Genomic DNA, 19123 nt, shown 5'->3' on the forward strand with positions numbered 1-19123 from the left:
GGGGCGGGGCGGGCCCCGGCCGCCGGACGGGCCGGGGCCGAGGGGCCGGCAGGCCGCTACGGGCGCGGCGCGTAGGCCCGGAGCAGGAGCTCCTCGGCGTCGTCGAGGTAACGCTCCAGCGCGGCCCCGGCCTCCGCCGTGCGGCCGGCCTCCAGCAGCTCGACCAGCTCCAGGTTGCGGCTCACGAACGGTTCGTGGAAGGCCCGGGGGTTCTCCATCACGTGGAAGACCAGGCGCAGCTCGGCCAAAAGCTGGCGCATGGCCTCGTCCAGCCTCGGGCTGCCGTTCAGCGCGGCCAGCGCCTGGTGGAAGCGGATGTTCGCGGTGCCCACGTCCTGCCAGCCGCCCCGCTCCGCGGCCCGGACCGCGTCGGCGACGGCCTCCCGGAGCGGCGCGAACGCCTCGGGCGGGGCGGCCGCGGCGTGCCGTACGGCGGCGCCCTCGATCACCCGGCGCACCCGGTAGACGTCGGCCACGTCCTGCGCGGACAGCACCCGCACGAACACGCCGCGGTTGAGCCGGTGCTCCAGCAGGCGCTCGTGGCCGAGCAGCCGGAACGCCTCGCGCAGGGTGTTGCGGGAGACCCCGAGGGCCGCCCCGATGGCCTCTTCGGACAGGCGCTGGCCCGGCGCGAAGAGCCCCTGGGCGATCCGCTCGCGCAGGATGTCGGCGACCCGCTCGGCGGTGCTGCTGCGCCCCAGGCGGTCGCGGTCGTGCGCGAGTTCGGCGACGGCGTTGTCCACGGGCCAACAGAATCATCGAACAAGTCTCTTGTCGAATTGTTGAACGATCCTTATGTTGAATCTAGTCCCCCACCGTAAGGAGCGAGTGCGATGGCAGGCTCCCAGACCAGGCGGGTCATCCTCGCCGGACTGATCGGCACCTCACTGGAGTGGTACGACTTCTTCCTGTACGGCTCGGCCGCCGCCCTGGTGTTCAACAAGCTCTTCTTCCCCACCTTCGAGCCTCTGACCGGGACGCTGCTGGCCCTGCTCACCTACGCCATCGGGTTCGTCGCCCGCCCCCTGGGCGGCATCGTCTTCGGCCACTTCGGCGACCGCGTCGGCCGCAAGAACGTGCTCGTGGCGACCCTGCTGCTGATGGGCGTCGCGACCTTCCTCATCGGCCTGCTGCCCACCTACGCCACGCTCGGCGTCACCGCGCCGCTGCTCCTGGTCGCCCTGCGCTTCCTGCAGGGCCTCGGCCTGGGCGGCGAGTGGGGCGGGGCCGTGCTGATGTCCATCGAGCACGGCGATGCGCGCCGGCGCGGCTTCAACGCCAGCTGGCCGCAGGTCGGCGTGCCCGCCGGGAACCTGCTGGCCGCCGGTGTGCTCGGGATCATGTCCGCGGCCCTGCCCGAGGAGGCGTTCCTGTCCTGGGGGTGGCGCGTGCCGTTCCTGCTGTCGGGACTGCTCGTGGTCGTGGGCCTGTGGATCCGGCTCCGGATCGTGGAGTCGCCGCTCTTCGCCGAGGTGGAGCAGAGCGGGAGGAAGGCGAAGACGCCGCTGCTGGAGGTCTTCCGCGCCCACCCGCGGGCGCTGGCCTCGGCCTTCTGCGCGCGCATCGGCGTGGACGTCGCCTTCTACACGTTCGTCACCTACAGCCTCTCCTACGTCAGCGGGACCCTGGGCATGGACCGCGGCGTCGCGCTGAACGCGGTGCTGATCGGCTCGGCCGTCCAGCTCTTCCTCATCCCGCTGTTCGGCGCGCTCTCCGACCGGCTGGGCAGGCGCCCGGTCTACCTGGCGGGCGCGGTCGCGACCGCCGCCTGGGTCTTCGTCTTCTTCCCGCTGCTGGACACCCGCTCCTTCCCGGTGATCGCGCTGGCCTCGATCGCCGCGCTGGCCTGCCACGCCGCGATGTACGGCCCGCAGGCGGCGTTCATCGCCGAGCTGTTCAGCACCCGGCTGCGCTACAGCGGCGCCTCCATGGGCTACCAGGTCGCCGGGGTCTTCGGCGGCGCGCTGGCCCCCATCGTCGCGCTGGAGCTGTACGGCAGGTTCCAGAGCACCGTGGCGATCTCCCTGTACGTGGTGGCGGCGCTCGCCGTCACCGCCATCGGCCTGGTGATCGCCCCGGAGACCCGCGACGCCGACCTCGCCGCCGACCCGGGGGCGTCCGCGGGGGCCGTCCCCCAGGGGGCCTGACATCCCGCCACGGAGGGAGGGCCCGCGCCCGGCGGGGGGGACGGCCGTCCCCGCCGCCGGCTCCGGCTCCCCGCGCCCCGCCGCCGCGGGCGCGCGGGGAGCCGCCCCGCCCTGCCCCGCCCAGGGGATCCGCCCCATGGCCCCGAAATCCGAAAATGGTACGGACCGGAACGATGCCTAGCCGCGGGACTCCTGAGGCGTTAGCGTCAGCGCATGCGCCCTGTTGAGATCTCCGGCAAGAGACTCCGACTGAGGGAAGTGACGCCCGCCGACGTGGACGCCCTGCACGCCGTGTACGGCGACCCGGCGGCCACCGAGCACCTGCCGTTCGATCCCCGGACCCGGGAGGAGGTCGAGGAGATCGTCGCCGAGGCGATCGAAGCGGCCGGAAAGGACCCGCGGCGGCTCTACGTGCTGGCGGTGACCGAGCGGGACAGCGGCGAGGTGATCGGCGTCGCGCGGTTGCACATCGAGGCCGACCACCCGCACAGCGCGGAGATCGGCCTCGGGCTCCGCCCCGACCACTGGGGCCGGGGGATCGGCACCGACCTGATCCGGCTGCTGCTCGACTTCGGCTTCAAGCACCTGCGCCTGCACCGCGTCTGGGGCGCCCGCTCCCCCGCCAACACCGCCGCCCAGCTCGCCATGCTGGTCGCCGGGATGGTCGAGGAGGGCCGGATCCGGCACCACGTGCGGGCCCACGGGGCCTGGCGCGACTCCATCGTGCACTCGGCCCTGGAGGACGAGTGGGAGGGCCACCGCGAGGTCTGACCCGGGGCGGCGGCGCGTCGGGGCGCCTCCACCACCGTTTCGGTGGGTTGTGACAGAATCGGTGCCGTTTTTCGGCAACGGAGCGGTCGAAATGGCCCTAGAGTTCGCGCGTGTGAGTGAGAGTTCCAGCCTCCCCGTGCGCGGACGCGCGGTCCGGCCCTCCGGCCGGCACCGCAAGCCCGTGCCTTCCCAGCTCCCGCCCGAGGCGCCCGCGCTCGTGCTGGCCGTGCCCGGCGACGCGTCGGGCGTCGCCGCCGAGCTCGCGGCCATGGTGCGGGTGGACAACCCGCAGATCGAGGTCCGGCTGGCCGGCCTCGGCGAGGACGGCAAGGAGCTGACCTCCGAGCTGGAGGCCTCCGCCCGCTCCCGGCCCGAGGACGGCACCGCCGCCATCGTGGTTCCCCTCCTGACCGGACCGCACCCCGTCGCCGACCGGATGATCGCCGAGGCGGTCGCGGCGAGCGGCGCGACCGTCACGGTCACCGAGTCGCTCGGGCCGCACCCGCTGCTCGCCGAGGCCCTGCACATCCGTCTGTCGGAGAAGGACCTCGCCCGGCCCGACCGCGTGCGGCTGCTCAACGTCTCCAGCCCGGTCGACGCGGTCGTCCTCGCCACGGTCGGGGGGGACAGGGCGGCCGCGGAGGCGCAGCCGACGGCCGTCCTGCTGGCCTCGCGGCTGACGCTCCCCGTCCTGGTCGCCTCCCTGGACGGCACGCCCGCCGTCGCCGACGCCGCCGAGCGGCTGCGCGGGATCGGCGCCCGGCGCATCGCCGTGTCCCCCTGCCTGATCGGCCCCGAGGCGGACCCCGGCCTGGTGGCCGCCGTCGCCGCGGACGCCGGCGTCGAGTCCGCCGACCCGCTGGGCGCGCACGGCCTCGTCGCCGAGCTGGCGGCCCGCGCCTACGGAAGCGTGCTCGCCGAGGCGTAGCCCTCGGATCACCGGCAACCCGGCGGCCCCGCGGCGAGGCCGCGGTGGTGCCCGCCGCAGCGGGGTTCACCGCGGAGCGTGGTGCCCGGAGTGCGGCCCGCACCCCGCCGCGGGGGGGACGCGGGCCGCGCTCCGGGCAGGCGCCGCGGGAGCGGAACGCACGCCGGCCCGGGATTCCCGCGCGGTCCGGCCTCCGCCATGATTCACGCATGACACGCGAACACCGCTACCGGCTCACCGTCACCTGGACCGGGAACCGCGGCGAGGGCACCGCGGGCTACCGGAACTACGGCCGCGAGCACGAGATCACCGCACCGGGCAAGGCGCCCCTGGCCGGCTCGTCCGACCCCGCCTTCCGGGGCGACCCGGCGCGGTGGAACCCCGAGGAGCTGCTCGTCGCCTCGCTCTCGCAGTGCCACATGCTCTGGTACCTGCACCTGTGCTCCACGGCCGGCGTCGTGGTGACGGGCTACGTGGACGAGCCCGAGGGCACGATGGCGGAGGAGCCGGGCGGAGCCGGCCGGTTCAGCGAGGTCGTGCTCCGCCCGACGGTGACCGTGGCCTCGCCGGAGATGGCGGCCGAGGCGGAGCGCCTCCACCACGAGGTCCACGCCTACTGCTTCATCGCCCGCTCGGTGAACTTCCCCGTCGTCCCCAAGCCCGTGATCATGTTCTGAGCCCGCCGCGGGCCCGTGCCCGTCACCGCAGGAGCGACCGGTAGAGCTCCGCCGTCCGCTCGGCGATCCGGGCCCAGGAGAAGTGCTCCACGGCCCGCACCCGCCCCGCCCGGCCCAGCTCCGCGGCGAGCGCCGGGTCGGCCAGCAGCCGGTTGACCCGCTCGGCGAGGTCGGCGGCGAAGCGGGCCGGGTCGTCCGGCGTGCCGTCCGCGGCGCTCTGCTCGATCGGGACCAGCAGGCCGGTCTCGCCGTCGGCCACCACCTCGGGGATGCCGCCGGTGGCCGTGGCGACCACGGCGGTCTCGCAGGCCATCGCCTCCAGGTTCACGATCCCCATGGGCTCGTAGACCGAGGGGCAGACGAACACGGTGGCGTGGGTGAGGATCTGGATGACCTCGGGGCGCGGGAGCATCTCCGAGATCCACACGACGCCCGCCCGCTCCCGCTCCAGTTCCCGGACGAGCCCCGTCACCTCGGCGGCGATCTCGGGCGTGTCGGGCGCGCCCGCGCAGAGCACCAGCTGGGCGCCGGGATCGAGGTCCCGGGCCGCGTGCAGGAGGTGGACCAGCCCCTTCTGCCGGGTGATCCGGCCGACGAACACCACGTACGGCCGGCCGGCGTCGATGCCGTGCTTCTTCAGCACGTCGGTGCCGTGGTCCGGGGCGTACTCCGCGGTGTCGATGCCGTTGTGGATCACCGAGACCCGTTCCGGGGCGATCTCCGGATAGCAGGCCAGCACGTCCCCGCGCATGCCCTCGGAGACCGCGACGATCGCGTCGGCGCCCGCCAGGGCGGTCCGCTCGGCCCACGACGAGAGCGCGTACCCGCCGCCGAGCTGCTCGGCCTTCCAGGGCCGGAGCGGCTCCAGGCTGTGCGTGGTCACCACGTGCGGCACGCCGTACAGCAGCTTGGCCACGTGGCCGGCGAGGTTCGCGTACCAGGTGTGGCTGTGCACGAGGTCGGCGCCCTCGCACCCGGCGGCCATCTCCAGGTCCACGCCGAGCACCTGCAGCGCGGCGTTGGCCGCCCCCAGCCCCTCCGGGACCCGGTAGGCCGCGACCCCCGGCTCGGACCTCGGCGCCCCGAAGCAGCGGACGCGGGTGTCGGCCAGCCGCCCCAGCTGCCTGGCGAGGTACTCGACGTGCACTCCCGCGCCGCCGTAAACCTCCGGCGGGTACTCTCGGCTCAAAAGATCGACGCGCATGGCCCCACCCTAGTGTTTGGCCCCTGTTGTCGGGGTTAAGGTCATCCCTATGAGAGTCCTCGCGATCGTGCTCGCCGGCGGTGAAGGCAAGAGGCTCATGCCGTTGACGGCGGACCGGGCGAAACCGGCGGTGCCGTTCGGGGGGATCTACCGGCTGATCGACTTCGTGCTGTCGAACCTCGCCAACGGGCACTACCTGAAGATCGTGGTGCTGACGCAGTACAAGAACCACAGCCTCGACCGGCACATCTCGCGCACCTGGCGCCTGTCGGCGATGCTGGGCAACTACGTCACGCCGGTGCCCGCGCAGCAGCGGCTCGGGCCCCACTGGTTCTCCGGGTCGGCCGACGCGCTGTTCCAGAACCTCAACCTGATCTACGACGAGATGCCCGAGCACGTCATCGTGTTCGGCGCCGACCACATCTACCGGATGGACCCCCGGCAGATGGTGGAGCAGCACGTCGAGTCGGGGGCCGACGTGACCGTGGCGGCGATCCGGCAGCCGCTCTCGCTGGCCGACCAGTTCGGGGTGATCGAGACCGACCCGGCGGGGCGGCGGATCACCGCCTTCCGGGAGAAGCCCAAGGACGCCGTGGGCCTGCCGGACGCGCCCGACCAGATCTACGCCTCGATGGGCAACTACGTCTTCCGGACGCAGGCGATGATCGACGCGCTCCGGGAGGACGCGCTCGACCCCACGAGCAAGCACGACCTCGGCGGGAACATCATCCCGATGATGGTCAAGGCCGGCAGCGCCGAGGTGTACGACTTCGCCGACAACGTCGTGCCCGGCTCCACCGAGCGCGACCGCGGCTACTGGCGCGACGTGGGGACCCTGGACGCCTACTACGAGGCGCACATGGACCTCATCTCGGCGCACCCGGTCTTCAACCTCTACAACGACCGCTGGCCGATCTACACCGGCCACGACCCGCTCCCCCCGGCCAAGTTCGTGCACAACGAGGGCGACCGGGTCGGCCGGGCGATCGACTCGCTGGTCTCCGCCGGCGTGATCATCTCCGGCGGCCTCGCCGAGCGCTCCGTCCTCTCCCCCGGCGTGGTGATGCACTCCCACTCCGTGGTGGAGGACTCGGTGCTGATGGGCAACGTGAAGGTCGGGCGCGGCGCGATCGTGCGCCGCGCGATCATCGACAAGAACGTGGTCATCCCGGACGGCGCCCGGATCGGCTTCGACCTGGAGCACGACCGCTCCCGCTTCGCGGTGACCCGCGGCGGCGTCGTGGTCATCGGCAAGAACGAGATCATCGACCGGTGACCTCCCGCCGCGGAGCGCAGAGCCGTACGGCCCTGCGCTCCGGCGCGGGACCCGTCCCGGCCCGGCCACCGCGCCCCGCGTCCGTGCGGGTCCGGCCCCCGGACCGGGCTCCGCGCGCCGGGCCCGCGCCGCCGGCCGCCTGGAGGTACGGCCGGCGCACGCCCCCGTGGGCGCCTACGCCCCGGCGGACCTCGGCTCGGGCAGCCGTTCCAGGATCGCCTGGAACATCGCCGCGTTGGACTTGGCCAGCGCGTCGACCCGGGTGTTCAGCTCACCGACCCGGGCGTTCAGGTCACCGACCTGGGTGCTGAGCCCGTCGATCCGTCCGGTGAGGCGCTCGTCCATCTCGGTGACCCGGCCGTCGAGCTCGTGGACCCGCAGGGCCAGCTGGTCGACCCGGCCGGTCAGCTGGTCGACCCGGCCGGTGAGCCGGTCGTCCATCTCGGTGACCCGCATGGACACCTCGCCGACCCGCTTCTCCAGCCGCTCCGCCCTGTTCTCGAGGCAGTCGAGCCGCCCCTCCAGCCTCCCGAACCGCCCGTCGGCCTTGTCCATCCGGCCGCAGAGACGGCGGTTGAGCTCGGCCAGCTCCTCCATCCGCTCATCGAACGACTCCATGCGCTCGTCGAGCGACTCCATCCGCTCCAGCAGGAGCACGGCGTCCCGCTTCGTCGCCGTGGCCGTCTCCTCGACCGCGGCGAGCCGGTGCTTCGTCTCCTCGATCAGCCGGTAGGCCGGATCCACCGCCTGGTAGGTGTGGTCCAGCGACCGCTGCCTGCATCGCATGCCGAGTTCCATGATCTCGCGCTCCAAGTGGTCGACCCGCTCCTCGAGCGTGGGGGTGGGCACCGTGTCCACGGACTGTCCTCCGGATGTGTCGCAGCGTAGCCGAGGCCCGCCGGCGAGGCGGGGGAATGCCTCGCGGGAAGCAATTCTGGAGGCGCGTGGAACCGTTTCCCCGGAAATCAAAAAACTGAAAAACCTCAGAACCGGGGAATCGACGGATGATCCTTCAACCGCACCGGAAGAAAACCTCACCGGGAGGGTGACGAATCATCCGCTCCTCGATCACACATCTGGAAATGTCCTGACTGGAGGCAGCGGCGCCCCGCCGGAGCGGGTCGCCCGGCGATGTCCCTCCGGCCCCTCATCCGGCCGTTCCCCTGACCCGGTTCCAGAGGCGCCCGGCGGCGGCCCGGGCGGTCAGCGGCCCCAGGTGAAGCGGGGCGCGCGGCGCTCCAGGAAGGCGGCGACCCCCTCGGCCAGCTCGGCGCGGGAGGCCTTCTGCCACTCGCGGAAGCGGTCGTCGCCGGCCCGGCCCTCCACGATCTCCTTGCTGGCCGCCAGCGTGAGCTGCGAACGCCCGGCCATCGTGCGTGCCAGGCCGTACACCCGCCCGGCGAGCTCCTCCGCCGGCAGGAGCTCGTCGACCAGGCCGATGCGCAGGGCCCGCTCGGCGTCGATCAGGTCGCCGGAGTAGAGCAGGAGCTTGGCCGCCGACGGGCCGACGTGCTCGACCAGGCGGCGCGTGGAGGACAGCGGGTAGACGATGCCGAGCTTGGCCGGGGTGACGCCGAAGCGGGTCCCGGCGGCCGCCAGGCGCAGGTCGCAGGCGAGGGCGAGCTGGCAGCCGCCGCCCACGCAGAAGCCCTCGATCATCGCGATGACCGGCTTGGGGAACCGGGTCAGCGCCCGCTCGGCGGTCACGGTCAGGCCGGTGGCGTCGTCTCCCTCGGACAGCTCGGCGACCTCGGTGATGTCGGCCCCGGAGCAGAAGGTGCCGCCCGCCCCGGCGAGCACCAGCACCCGCACCTGCGGGTCGGCCGCCAGCGGCGCGAGGATGCCGGGCAGCGCCCGCCACATGTCCGCGCTCAGCGCGTTGCGCTTGGCCGGCCGGTCGATCAGCAGCGTGGCGACGTGCTCGGCGCGGTCGTGGACGGACAGGCGGAAACCATCAGGTGTGTGCACGGAATGGATTCTCCCGCTACCGTCGTCTGATCATGGAGCAGCCCCCCGCCCCCGTTCCCGTGAGAGGTCCCGGATGCGCCTGACGCGACCGCTGCGGAGGTTGAGCCCGGCCGAGCGGAGGCTCTGGGACGCCTATCCGACCGGCGCCTGGGTGGACCTGCGCTCCGGCGACCCCGCGGCCGACGACCCGGGCAACGGGGCGGACTGGGGTCCGGAGCGGACGGTCCGGGCGGAGGTCATAGCGGCGCTCCTGCTCGGCGCCCGGGAGGCGGAGCCGGGCTCGACGCCCGGCCTCCGGCTGGCCGGGGCGCGGATCACCGGTGACCTGGACCTGTCGGACGCCACCGTCGGGGCCAAGCTCCACCTGCTCAACTGCCACCTGCGCGGGACGGTCGACCTCAGCGACGCCAGGACCCAGGGTCTGCGCTTCCGCGGCTGCGTGCTGGGCCGGGTGCGGGCGGCGCGCAGCACCGTCGACGGGCTGCTGGAGTTCGACGGCTCCTGCCTGCGCGGCCTGCGCATGGACAACGCCCACGTCACCGGCCAGTTCCGGCTGGGCAGGGCGCAGGTGAGCCCTCCCGGCGAGGAGGACATCGCCCGCGCGACGTTCAAGGAGGACGTCAGGAAGCCCTACAGCGAGGCCGAGCGGCGCGAGCGCGGCCTGGACGACGGCCGCCGGTGGGCGGTCTGGGCGGGCGGGCTGGTCGTGGACGGCGGAGCGTTCCTGCGGGGGCTGCGCACCACCGGCGGGCTGCGCCTGGTGGGTGCGAAGTTCCACGGCGGCCTCTACCTGCAGGAGGCCTCGATCACGGCCACCGCGGCCGGCGGGCCCGCGACCGGCGGGTCCGCGGCGGACGGGTCCGCGGCCGACGATCTGGCGAGCGGCGAGGCACCCGTCGCCTACGCCGTCTACGGCGACTTCCTGGAGGCCTCGGCGGTCGAGTTCAGCGCCGGGTTCACCGCCGCGGGCACCGTACGGCTGCGCGGGGCGCGGGTCAACGGCGTGCTCTCGTTCCACCGGGCGGCGGTGAGGGCCTCCGGCAGGGCCCTGCACCTGAGCCACATGCAGGTGGACGAGCTGATCCTCACCGCGGCGGAGATCGAGGGCGGGGTCAACCTCGGCTACTCGCGGATCGGCGTGCTGCTCGACCGGCTCGCGTCCTACCCGGATCAGGTCCAGCTGAACGGGCTGACCTACGAGGCGCTGCGCGGGCCGTGGACCGTGGCCGAGCGGCTGGCGTGGGTCTGCCGGGACCCGGACGGCTACCGGCCGCAGCCGTACGAGCAGCTGGCGGCCTGGTACCGGCGGATCGGCCACGAGCCGGACGCCCGCCGGGTGCTGCTGGCCAAGCAGCGCGGGCACCGCGGCACGCTGCGGCCCACCGGCCGGTTCTGGGGCCGCCTGCTCGACGTCGCCGTCGGGTACGGCTACCGCCCCTGGCTGGCCGGGCTCTGGGCGACGGTGCTGCTGGCCGCGGGTACGACGGTCTTCGCCGCGGTGCCGCCGGTGAAGATCGACCCGGAACACGTCCGGACCTTCAGCTCCTTCGTCTACACCCTGGACCTGCTGGTCCCGGTGAGCGTCTTCGAGCAGCGCGCGGCCTGGGAGCCGGTCGGCTGGACGCGGTGGCTGGCCTGGACCCTGATCGCCTCCGGCTGGGTGCTGGCCACGGCCCTGATCGCCGGCGCCGCCCGGGTGCTCCGGCCTCCGAACACCGCCTGACACCGGCGCCGCCCGGTCCCCGGCGGCCCGCCCTCGCGGCGCACCCGGGGCCGCCGCCCGCCCGGGCCGGTCAGGGAGTGGTCTCCACCCGGAAGCGGGGCAGCGCGTCCGGGTACTTCTCCCGGACGAACCTCACCATGTGCTCGCGGATGTCGCACTTGAGGTCCCAGGCGCTGGCGGAGTCGGCGGCGCTCATCAGCGCGCGCAGCTCCAGCAGCCCGTTGGGCAGGACGTCGGTGACCTGGAGCACCCAGTCCTTCTGGTCCCAGAGCGGATGCTCGCGCAGCGCGTGGTAGAGCTCGGTGCGCAGCTCCTCCACCGGGACGGACCAGTCGACCCGGAACATCACGTGGCCGATCACCCGGCTGCCGTGCCGGGTCCAGTTCTGGAACGGGTTGCTGGTGAAGTAGGAGACGGGCAGCACCAGCCGCCGCTCGTCCCACAGCCGCACGACCACGTAGGTGAGGGTCAGCTCCTCGATCCGGCCCCACTCGTTCTCCACCACGACCACGTCGTCCAGCCGGAGCGCGTCGCTGAAGGCGAGCTGGAGCCCGGCGAGCATGTTGCCCAGGGTGGACTGGGCGGCGATGCCCGCGACCACGCCGGCGATCCCGGCGGAGGCGAGCAGTCCGGCGCCGAGCGCGCGCACCTGCGGGAAGGTGAAGAGCATCGCGCCCAGTGCGACCACGATGACCACCGCCGAGGCGACCCGGCGGACGAGGGCGATCTGGGTGCGGATGCGCCGGGCCCGCATGTTGCGCTCGCCCTCGATCCGGAGCAGCCGGTCCAGCACGACGTCGGTCACCGCGTAGGCGCCCTGGATGACCAGCCAGGTGACGGAGCCGATCATGGCGAGGCTGAGGAGCCGCTGGATGTTCTGGTTGGTCTCGCCGTCGGTCATGCCCGGCTCGTAGACGGTGTAGGCGGCCACCACCGCGGCCGTGGCGAAGGCGGGCCAGGTGCAGCGCCGCACCAGCGGGCCGGCGAGGACCCACCTCTCTCCGATCAGTCGTGAGCGCAGCACCCGCCTCACCACCTCCACGGCCGCGACCGCGGCCAGCACGGAGCCCAACAGGATGATCCAGTCGGACACGGAAGACGTCCCCCCTCGTCAGCTTTCGCCGGTCTTTACCGGCGATTACCGACGGGAGGCTTCCCCTTGGGTTTCACCTGTAATCAGAAATCCTCATCGAATGTGACGTTCCCCTCGACGGCCACCTGATACGCCGAAACCCGGCGTTCGAAGAAGTTCGCCAGTTCCTGCACGTCCTGCAGCTCCATGAAGGCGAACGGGTTGGCCGTGCCGTACCGGACCGGCAGGCCGAGCCGGACCAGGCGCCGGTCGGCCACGTACTCCAGGTACCGCCGCATGTCCCGCACGTCCAGCCCCGGCAGGCCGTCGCCGCACAGATCGGCGGCGAAGGCCAGCTCGGCCGCGACCGCCTCCTCCAGCATCCGGGTGACCCGCGCGCCGAGCTCGTCGTCGAACAGGTCCGGCTCCTCGGCCCGTACGGTGTCCACCACGCCGAAGGCGAACTCCATGTGCATGGACTCGTCGCGGAAGACCCAGTTCGTCCCGGTGGCCAGGCCGCCGAGCAGGCCGCGGGAGCGGAACCAGTAGACGTAGGCGAAGGCGCCGTAGAAGAACAGGCCCTCGATGCACGCGGCGAAGCAGATGAGGTTGAGCAGGAAGGCCCGGCGGTCCTCGCGGGTCTCCAACCGCCTCAGGTCGCCGAGGGAGTCGATCCAGCGGAAGCAGAACTCGGCCTTGTCCCGGATCGACGGGATGTGCTCGACCGCGGCGAAGGCCCGGGCCCGCTCGTCGTGGTCGGGCAGGTAGGTGTCGAGCAGTGTCAGGTAGAACTGCACGTGCACGGCCTCCTCGAACAGCTGGCGGCTGAGGTAGAGCCGCGCCTCGGGGGCGTTGACGTGCTGGTAGAGGTTGAGGACCAGGTTGTTGGCCACGATCGAGTCGCCGGTGGCGAAGAACGCCACCAGCCGGTTGATCAGGTGGCGCTCCTGGGGCGTCATCCTCGCCAGGTCGGCGAGGTCGGAGTGGAGGTCCACCTCCTCCACCGTCCAGGTGTTGCGGATGGCGGCCCGGTAGCGCTCGTAGAAGCCGGGGTAGCGCATCGGGCGCAAGGTCAGGTCCATGCCGGGGTCGAGCAGCATGCTTGCGTGTCTCCGTATCGGTTCGTCCGCGGGCCGCGGGGGCCGTCGCGGGGTGTCGGAGGTCGTCGGCCGCGCGGAGGGCGGCCGTCCGCCGGGAGGGGGCGCCCGCCCGCCGGAAGGCGCCGAGGCGGCCGCGCCGGGCGCTACTGGCAGGCCTCGCAGACCTCGGGGTTCTCCAGGGAGCAGGCGACGGCGCCCGCGTCGGAGGCGGCCGCGCCCCCGGGGGCGGTCCCGGCGGCTGGTCCGGCCTCACCCGCGGCCGCCGGGGCCACGGTGGTCTGGGCGATCCGCGTCGCGGGGCGCGAGCGCAGGTAGTAGGTGGTCTTCAGGCCCGACTTCCAGGCGTAGGCGTACATCGAGGAGAGCTTGCCGATGGTCGGGGTGGCCATGAAGAGGTTCAGCGACTGCGACTGGTCGACGTACGGCGTGCGCGCGGCGGCCAGGTCGATCAGCGCCTTCTGCGGCAGCTCCCAGGCGGTCCGGTACAGGAGTTTGAGGTCGGCGGGGATCTGCGGGACGTCCTGGACCGAGCCGTCGGCCCGCTTGATCGCGTCCCGGACCTCCTCCGTCCACAGGCCGCGCTCCCGCAGGTCGCGGACGAGGTACCGGTTGACCTGGAGGAACTCCCCCGACAGGGTCTCGCGCTTGAAGACGTTGGAGACCTGCGGCTCGACGCACTCGTAGCAGCCGGCGATGGAGGCGATCGTGGCGGTCGGCGCGATCGCGATCAGCAGCGAGTTGCGCAGGCCGGTCTCGGCGATCCGCTCCCGGAGCGCGGCCCACTCCGCCGAGCGGGCGGTCCCGTGGCTGTCGGCGTAGTGGTCGGGGTGGAGCACGCCGGCCGCGGCCCGGGTCGCGCCGTAGGAGGGGTGGCGGCCCCGCTCGGCGGCCAGGTCCGCGGAGGCGGCGTAGGCGGCCAGCGCGATCTCCTCGGCGATCCGGGTGGACAGCTCCAGCGCCTCGCGCGAGTCGAACGGCAGGCGCAGCGCGAAGAACACGTCGGCCAGGCCCATCACGCCCAGCCCGATCGGCCGCCACCGCCGGTTGGCGGCCTCGGCCTCGGGGGTCGGGTAGAAGCCCAGGTCGATGGTGCGGTCCAGGAAGCGCACGGCGGTGCGCACGGTACGGCGCAGCCGCGCCCAGTCGAGGCCGGCGCCGTCGGCGGCCAGGTGGGCGGCGAGGTTGACCGAGCCGAGGTTGCAGACGGCGGTCTCGGCGTCGCTGGTCACCTCCAGGATCTCGGTGCAGAGGTTGGACAGGTGGATGACGTTGCCGGGCAGGGCGGTCTGGTTGGAGGTCCGGTTGGCCGCGTCCTTGAAGGTCATCCAGCCGTTGCCGGTCTGGGCCAGGGTGCGCATCATCCGGCCGTAGAGGGTCCGGGCCGGCAGCCGCCGCACGGCCAGCCCGGCGGCCTCGGCGGCCCGGTAGGCCCCGTCGAAGGCCTCGCCGTACAGGTCGACCAGGTGCGGGACGTCCTTAGGGTCGAACAGCGACCACTGCGCGTCGGCCTCGACCCGGCGCATGAACTCGTCGGGGACCCAGTTGGCCAGGTTGAGGTTGTGGGTGCGGCGGGCCTCCTCGCCGGTGTTGTCGCGCAGCTCCAAGAACTCCTCGACGTCGGCGTGCCAGGTCTCCAGGTAGACGCAGGCCGCGCCCTTGCGGCGGCCGCCCTGGTTGACCGCGGCGACGCTGGCGTCGAGGGTGCGCAGCCACGGCACGATCCCGTTGGAGTGGCCGTTGGTGCCGCGGATCAGCGAGCCCCGGGAGCGGATCCGGCTCCAGGAGATCCCGATGCCCCCGGCGTACTTCGACAGGCGTGCGACCTGCCCGTAGCGCTCGTAGATCGCCTCCAGCTCGTCGCGGGGCGAGTCGAGCAGGAAGCAGGACGACAGCTGCGGGCGGCGGGCGCCGGAGTTGAACAGGGTGGGCGAGCTGGGCAGGTAGGACAGGCTCGCCATGAGCCCGTACAGCTCGGCGGCCTCGGCGACCGTCCCGGACAGGCCGCAGGCCACCCGCAGGAAGAAGTGCTGGGGCCGCTCCAGGACCTTGCGGGTCTCGGGGTGGCGCAGCAGGTAGCGGTCGTAGACCGTGCGCAGCCCGAAGTACTCGAAGCGGGTCTGCTCGCGCACCAGCGCGTCCAGCTCCGCGGCGTGCGCGGCCACGAACTCCGCCAGCCGGTCGGCGACCAGCCCGGCCGCGTGGGTGGCGGCGACGGACTCCGAGAAGGTCCGCACGCCGTGCCCGGCGGTCTCCTCGGCGATCAGCCCGTCCAGCAGGGCCGCGGCGGTCCGGGAGTTCTCCGGGTCGGAGATCACCCGGGCGGCGGCCTCCTCGATGGCCAGCCACCCGGCCGCCGGGCCGCCGGGCTCGGCGCCCGCCGCGCCGCCGGCCCCCGCCGCGGTGTGGGCGGCCGTGCCGCCGGCCGCCCCGGTGCCGTCCATGGTCTGTGTCGGATGCATTCTTCGCGCGCTCGCATTCCCCGTCGTCGGTACGGCTCGGCGGGACGGGCGCGCGTCGGGGGCGGATCCCGGCCTGATGCGGGCATGCGGGACCGCCTCGTCCGCGGGCCCTCCCTCGAGGCCCTGGACTGTCTCCGTGGCGGGAGCCGCGGCCACCGCGCTCCCGCGGGCCGCCCCAGGCGTCCCCGGTCGCCGGACCCGGCTCCCTGACCACGCGTCACCGGCAGGTCTTCGGACTCACGGGCGTCGTGCTGCGCTTCCTACTGGCCGTCGCTTCCCAGGTCTCCCCAGTGCTCGACTGACGGCGGTCGTTCCCGTTCACCGCTGCGGGGCAGTCCCGGAATCCCACCGGGTTCCCTCTTGCCTCGCCCCTCCAGGGGCGAACCGACAACGAGAGGGATCCTACATCTAGGGGCGGATCGCGCAACCGGCCCTACAATTTGTGTTTGAGGGGTTCAGCAGCCCGAGCTCGTAGAGCACTCCGCGGGTGCGTTCGATCTCGGTGGACAGCCACTGCCGGAAGTCGTCCCCGCTCAGGTAGAGGCGGCTCCACCCCTGCCGCGCGCACAGTCCGCGCCAGCGCGGGGAGGCGTCGATCCGCTCGCAGAGCGCGACGGCGGCCTCGCGGTCCTCTGCGCCCATCTCCGCCGGGCCCATCAGCCCGCGCCAGTCGCTGTACTCCAGGCGGACGTCCAGCTCCATGAGCGCCGGGGCGTCGACGCCGTCGACGCGCTCGCGGGAGGAGACCGCCAGCGGCCGCAGCCGCCGCGCGGCGATCTCGGCGGCCAGGGAGCGCACCGGCCCCAGGACCGCGGCCACCCGCCCGCCGTACAGGGCCTCGACGGCCTGGGGGGTGGCGGCGTACCCGGCGTAGTCGAGCAGCCTGGCGTCCACGCCGAGGCACTTGCCGATCATCCCGTACAGGACGTGGTCCGGGCCGCCCGCCGCCCGGCCGCCGACCACCAGCTCCGCGGGGTCGCGCCGGAGCGCGTCGGCGACGTCCTCGAAGGAGCGCAGGCGCGAGTCGGCGGAGACGGCCAGCACCGCCCACTCGCCGACCAGGCGGGCCAGCGGGGTCGTGGACGCGAGCACGGGGGTCGCGCCGGAGATCTCCGCGCCCGCGACCAGCGGCATCCCGGCGACCAGCAGGCCGCCGCCCCGGGCGAAGGGGAGGCCCGGCGGGCCCGCCGCGGCGAGCGCGGCGAGCGCGGCGGCCCCGGCGCCGCCCGGGTGGTTGCCCACCTCGGCGGCCAGGGCCAGCCCGTCGCCGGTCACCGCGGCGGCCAGAGCGCGGGCGACGCGGTCGGCGTCCTGCCCGCGCTCCGCGGGCGCGATGATGGCCAGCCTCCCGGCGACCGGGCCGGGCTCGTCCGCCGCGCCGCATCCCGCCGCGGCGAGCACGAGTCCCGCGGTGAGCCAGCAGAAGCGCCTACGGTGCATCGGTGCCCCTTCCCCAGGGTGCCCTTGCCACCCTAGGTTACAGCACCATCACTTTCTGCCACCGATGGGGACTTGTCTGGATGCATCCCTTCTGCCGGAATCACCCGGGGGCACCGGGGGTCACTCGACGGTGACGCTCTTGGCCAGGTTGCGCGGCTTGTCCACGTCCCGGCCCAGGGCCACCGCGGCGTGGTAGGCGAACAGCTGCAGCGGGATGCCCAGCAGGATCGGGTCCAGCTCGACCTCGTTCTTCGGCACCACCAGGCAGTCGTCGGCCAGCTTGGCGTCGGCGACGCGGTGGCCGACCATGAGCACCTTGCCGCCCCGCGCGCGGATCTCGCCCAGCGTGGTGAGGTTCTTGTCCAGCAGCTCGTCGTCGGGGACGATCGCCACCGTCGGCATCTCCGGGCCGATCAGCGCCAGCGGACCGTGCTTGAGCTCGCTGGCCGGGTACGCCTCGGCGTGCACGTAGGAGACCTCCTTGAGCTTCTGCGCCCCCTCGCGCGCCACCGGGTAGCCCCGGACCCGGCCGACGAACATGATGCTCGGCGAGTCGGCGTACTTGTGGGCGAGCTCCTTGATCTGGGGCTCCAGCGCGAGGATCTCCTTGATCTGGTCGGGCAGCCTGCGCAGGCCCTCGCAGATGCGGCGGCCGTCGGCGGGCGACAGGTCGCGCACCCGCCCCAGGTGGAGGGCGAGCAGCGCGAAGGCCGCGGCGGTGGAGGTGAACGCCTTGGTGCTGGCGACGGAGACCTCGGGACCGGCGTGCAGGTAGACGCCGCCGTCGCACTCGCGGGCGATGGCGCTGCCGACGGTGTTGACGATGCCGAGCACCCGGCCGCCCTTGCGCTTGAGCTCCTGGACCGCCGCCAGGGTGTCGTAGGTCTCCCCGGACTGGCTGATCGCCACGTACAGGGTGTCGGGCTCCACCACCGGGTTGCGGTAGCGGAACTCGCTGGCGGGCTCGGCGTCGGCCGGGATGCGGGCCAGCTCCTCGATGAGCTGCGCGCCGATCTGGCCGGAGTAGTAGGCCGAGCCGCAGCCGATGATCTTCACGCGGCGGAAGGAGCGGGTCTCCCGCGCGTCCATGTTGAGGCCGCCCAGGTGGGCGACGTGGAAGCGGTCGTCGAGACGGCCGCGGAGCGTGCGGGCGACGGTCTCGGGCTGCTCGGAGATCTCCTTGAGCAGGTAGTGCTCGTAGCCGCCGGTGTCGTAGTGCGCGGCCTCCCAGTCGACGGTCAGCGGCTCCTTGGCGGTCTCCCGCGCGTCGCTGGCGAAGGTGCTGAACCCGTCGGCCCGCAGCACCGCGAGCTCGCCGTCCTCCAGGTGCACCACCTGGCGGGTGTAGCGGACCAGCGCGGCCACGTCGGAGGCGGCGAACATCTCCTTCTCGCCGATGCCCAGGACGATCGGGCTGCCGTTGCGGGCCACGACCACCTCGCCGGGGCGCTCGGAGTCGACCACCGCGATGCCGTAGGTGCCGACGACCCGCTTGAGCGCGAGGCGGACGGCCTCCTGCAGGGAGTCCGTCTCCTTGACGGTCCGGGCGATCAGGTGCGCCAGCACCTCGGTGTCGGTCTCGGACAGGAAGGTCGCGCCGTCGGCCTCCAGCTTGCCCCGCAGCTCGTCGGCGTTCTCGATGATGCCGTTGTGCACGACGGCGATGCGCTCGTCGTTGGACAGGTGCGGGTGGGCGTTGACGTCGCTGGGCACGCCGTGCGTGGCCCAGCGGGTGTGGCCGATGCCCGTGGTCCCCTTGAAGCGCGCGGGCACGGCCGCGGCCAGGTCGGCCACGCGCCCCTTGACCTTGCGCATCTTCAGGCCCTTGTTGGCCACCACCACGCCGGCCGAGTCATAGCCGCGGTACTCCAGCCTCTGCAGGCCCTCCAGCAGGATCGGCGCCGCGTCCTTGGGCCCCACGTAGGCCACGATTCCACACATGGTGATCGCCCTTTCGATGCAGTGATATATGCCTTCTTATGCGGTTTCACCCGTAAACGATCCGCCGGAGCTGGCGGAGCGAGAGCCCGGGCGCCGCGACCCGGCGGGCCGCCAGCTCGGCGGCGATACGGGGGAAGATCTGGTCGTTGACCAGCCCCTTCGCCTTGAGCTCGGCGTGCCGCCGCCGGACGTACTCCTCGGCGCTCTCCGAGAAGTACGCCAGCACGTCCGCCACGACCCGCGCCGCCTCCCCCGGACCGAGCGCGCTCGTCCTGACCAGGTGAGTGATCAGCTCCTCGTGCGGATGCCATGTCATGGACACAGAGCAGGACCATATGCAGAAGAGATGCCGCTCGCCAACTTCCCTGCCCGATATCGGGCAGGAACCGGCCCTTTCTCGCCACCGATCCGGTCTCG

The 19123-nt window shown here is 73.1% G+C and carries 16 protein-coding genes and 1 riboswitch; of the genes, 6 read left to right on the forward strand and 10 right to left on the reverse strand.

Going from position 1 to position 19123, the window contains the following annotated elements; translation table 11 throughout:
• Nucleotides 1-56: 56 nt before the first annotated feature.
• Nucleotides 57-743: a GntR family transcriptional regulator gene (locus ABD823_RS21465; protein WP_344862353.1), complete on the reverse strand. Its 687-nt coding sequence runs from the start codon at nt 741-743 to the stop codon at nt 57-59.
• A gap of 90 nt (nt 744-833) precedes the next feature.
• On the opposite strand from ABD823_RS21465, the gene ABD823_RS21470 reads away from it, so the two are divergent.
• The 4 genes from ABD823_RS21470 (at nt 834) to ABD823_RS21485 (ending at nt 4523) form a co-directional block, all read left to right on the forward strand.
• Nucleotides 834-2147, forward strand: coding sequence for an MFS transporter (locus tag ABD823_RS21470; protein ID WP_344862355.1), 1314 nt, complete (start codon nt 834-836; stop codon nt 2145-2147).
• 213 nt (nt 2148-2360) lie between these two features.
• On the forward strand, nt 2361-2918 hold the full coding sequence (locus tag ABD823_RS21475; RefSeq protein WP_344862357.1) for a GNAT family N-acetyltransferase: 558 nt from the start codon (nt 2361-2363) through the stop codon (nt 2916-2918).
• 112 nt (nt 2919-3030) lie between these two features.
• Nucleotides 3031-3846, forward strand: coding sequence for a sirohydrochlorin chelatase (locus tag ABD823_RS21480; protein WP_344862359.1), 816 nt, complete (start codon nt 3031-3033; stop codon nt 3844-3846).
• 209 nt (nt 3847-4055) lie between these two features.
• On the forward strand, nt 4056-4523 hold the full coding sequence (locus ABD823_RS21485; RefSeq protein ID WP_344862361.1) for an OsmC family protein: 468 nt from the start codon (nt 4056-4058) through the stop codon (nt 4521-4523).
• Nucleotides 4524-4545: 22 nt separating this feature from the next.
• Here ABD823_RS21485 and glgA read toward each other — a convergent pair whose 3' ends face one another.
• On the reverse strand, nt 4546-5727 hold the full coding sequence (glgA, locus tag ABD823_RS21490; RefSeq protein ID WP_344862363.1) for a glycogen synthase: 1182 nt from the start codon (nt 5725-5727) through the stop codon (nt 4546-4548).
• 49 nt (nt 5728-5776) lie between these two features.
• Between glgA and glgC the strand changes: the two genes are divergently transcribed.
• The gene (gene glgC / locus ABD823_RS21495) at nt 5777-7003 is read left to right on the forward strand and encodes a glucose-1-phosphate adenylyltransferase (protein WP_344862365.1); all 1227 of its coding nucleotides are present in this window, start codon (nt 5777-5779) and stop codon (nt 7001-7003) included.
• Nucleotides 7004-7177: 174 nt separating this feature from the next.
• Here glgC and ABD823_RS21500 read toward each other — a convergent pair whose 3' ends face one another.
• Complete coding sequence (locus tag ABD823_RS21500) at nt 7178-7861, reverse strand: hypothetical protein (protein WP_344862367.1); 684 nt, start codon at nt 7859-7861, stop codon at nt 7178-7180.
• Between the two features lie 345 nt (nt 7862-8206).
• Nucleotides 8207-8971, reverse strand: a complete 765-nt coding sequence (locus ABD823_RS21505; RefSeq protein ID WP_344862369.1) for an enoyl-CoA hydratase/isomerase family protein — start codon at nt 8969-8971, stop codon at nt 8207-8209.
• Between the two features lie 73 nt (nt 8972-9044).
• On the opposite strand from ABD823_RS21505, the gene ABD823_RS21510 reads away from it, so the two are divergent.
• Nucleotides 9045-10694, forward strand: a complete 1650-nt coding sequence (locus tag ABD823_RS21510; protein WP_344862371.1) for a pentapeptide repeat-containing protein — start codon at nt 9045-9047, stop codon at nt 10692-10694.
• Between the two features lie 70 nt (nt 10695-10764).
• Here the strand turns inward: ABD823_RS21510 and ABD823_RS21515 are convergent, their stop codons facing one another.
• The 6 genes from ABD823_RS21515 to ABD823_RS21540 all read right to left on the reverse strand — a co-directional run bounded on the left by ABD823_RS21515 (nt 10765) and on the right by ABD823_RS21540 (nt 19022).
• A complete protein-coding gene (locus ABD823_RS21515) occupies nt 10765-11787 on the reverse strand; it encodes a mechanosensitive ion channel family protein (protein ID WP_344862373.1) in 1023 nt (340 codons plus the stop codon).
• 83 nt (nt 11788-11870) lie between these two features.
• Complete coding sequence (locus ABD823_RS21520; RefSeq protein WP_344862375.1) at nt 11871-12866, reverse strand: ribonucleotide-diphosphate reductase subunit beta; 996 nt, start codon at nt 12864-12866, stop codon at nt 11871-11873.
• Between the two features lie 143 nt (nt 12867-13009).
• Entirely contained in the window at nt 13010-15325 is a 2316-nt protein-coding gene (locus tag ABD823_RS21525; protein WP_344862378.1) for a ribonucleoside-diphosphate reductase subunit alpha, read from the reverse strand.
• Nucleotides 15326-15530: 205 nt separating this feature from the next.
• Nucleotides 15531-15729, reverse strand: a riboswitch (cobalamin riboswitch).
• Between the two features lie 4 nt (nt 15730-15733).
• Nucleotides 15734-16765, reverse strand: a complete 1032-nt coding sequence (locus tag ABD823_RS21530; protein WP_344862380.1) for a Bug family tripartite tricarboxylate transporter substrate binding protein — start codon at nt 16763-16765, stop codon at nt 15734-15736.
• A gap of 120 nt (nt 16766-16885) precedes the next feature.
• Nucleotides 16886-18706 (reverse strand): glutamine--fructose-6-phosphate transaminase (isomerizing), encoded by a 1821-nt coding sequence (glmS, locus tag ABD823_RS21535; protein WP_344862382.1) that lies wholly within the window; start codon nt 18704-18706, stop codon nt 16886-16888.
• Nucleotides 18707-18752: 46 nt separating this feature from the next.
• Nucleotides 18753-19022 carry a hypothetical protein gene (locus ABD823_RS21540; protein WP_344862384.1) on the reverse strand — a complete coding sequence of 90 codons (270 nt, stop codon included), beginning with the start codon at nt 19020-19022 and terminating at the stop codon, nt 18753-18755.
• Nucleotides 19023-19123: the final 101 nt, after the last annotated feature.

This window comes from Planomonospora alba (genome assembly GCF_039534085.1).
In the GTDB taxonomy this organism is placed as follows: domain Bacteria; phylum Actinomycetota; class Actinomycetes; order Streptosporangiales; family Streptosporangiaceae; genus Planomonospora_B; species Planomonospora_B alba.

What these genes read in the sequence shown, in the direction of transcription:
- ABD823_RS21470 (WP_344862355.1), top strand. Translation starts at nt 834, where the DNA reads ATGGCAGGCTCCCAGACCAGGCGGGTCATCCTCGCCGGACTGATCGGC.
- ABD823_RS21475 (WP_344862357.1), top strand. Translation starts at nt 2,361, where the DNA reads ATGCGCCCTGTTGAGATCTCCGGCAAGAGACTCCGACTGAGGGAAGTG.
- ABD823_RS21485 (WP_344862361.1), top strand. Translation starts at nt 4,056, where the DNA reads ATGACACGCGAACACCGCTACCGGCTCACCGTCACCTGGACCGGGAAC.
- glgA (WP_344862363.1), bottom strand. Translation starts at nt 5,727, where the DNA reads ATGCGCGTCGATCTTTTGAGCCGAGAGTACCCGCCGGAGGTTTACGGC.
- glgC (WP_344862365.1), top strand. Translation starts at nt 5,777, where the DNA reads ATGAGAGTCCTCGCGATCGTGCTCGCCGGCGGTGAAGGCAAGAGGCTC.
- ABD823_RS21510 (WP_344862371.1), top strand. Translation starts at nt 9,045, where the DNA reads ATGCGCCTGACGCGACCGCTGCGGAGGTTGAGCCCGGCCGAGCGGAGG.
- ABD823_RS21520 (WP_344862375.1), bottom strand. Translation starts at nt 12,866, where the DNA reads ATGCTGCTCGACCCCGGCATGGACCTGACCTTGCGCCCGATGCGCTAC.
- ABD823_RS21525 (WP_344862378.1), bottom strand. Translation starts at nt 15,325, where the DNA reads ATGCATCCGACACAGACCATGGACGGCACCGGGGCGGCCGGCGGCACG.
- ABD823_RS21530 (WP_344862380.1), bottom strand. Translation starts at nt 16,765, where the DNA reads ATGCACCGTAGGCGCTTCTGCTGGCTCACCGCGGGACTCGTGCTCGCC.
- glmS (WP_344862382.1), bottom strand. Translation starts at nt 18,706, where the DNA reads ATGTGTGGAATCGTGGCCTACGTGGGGCCCAAGGACGCGGCGCCGATC.
- ABD823_RS21540 (WP_344862384.1), bottom strand. Translation starts at nt 19,022, where the DNA reads ATGACATGGCATCCGCACGAGGAGCTGATCACTCACCTGGTCAGGACG.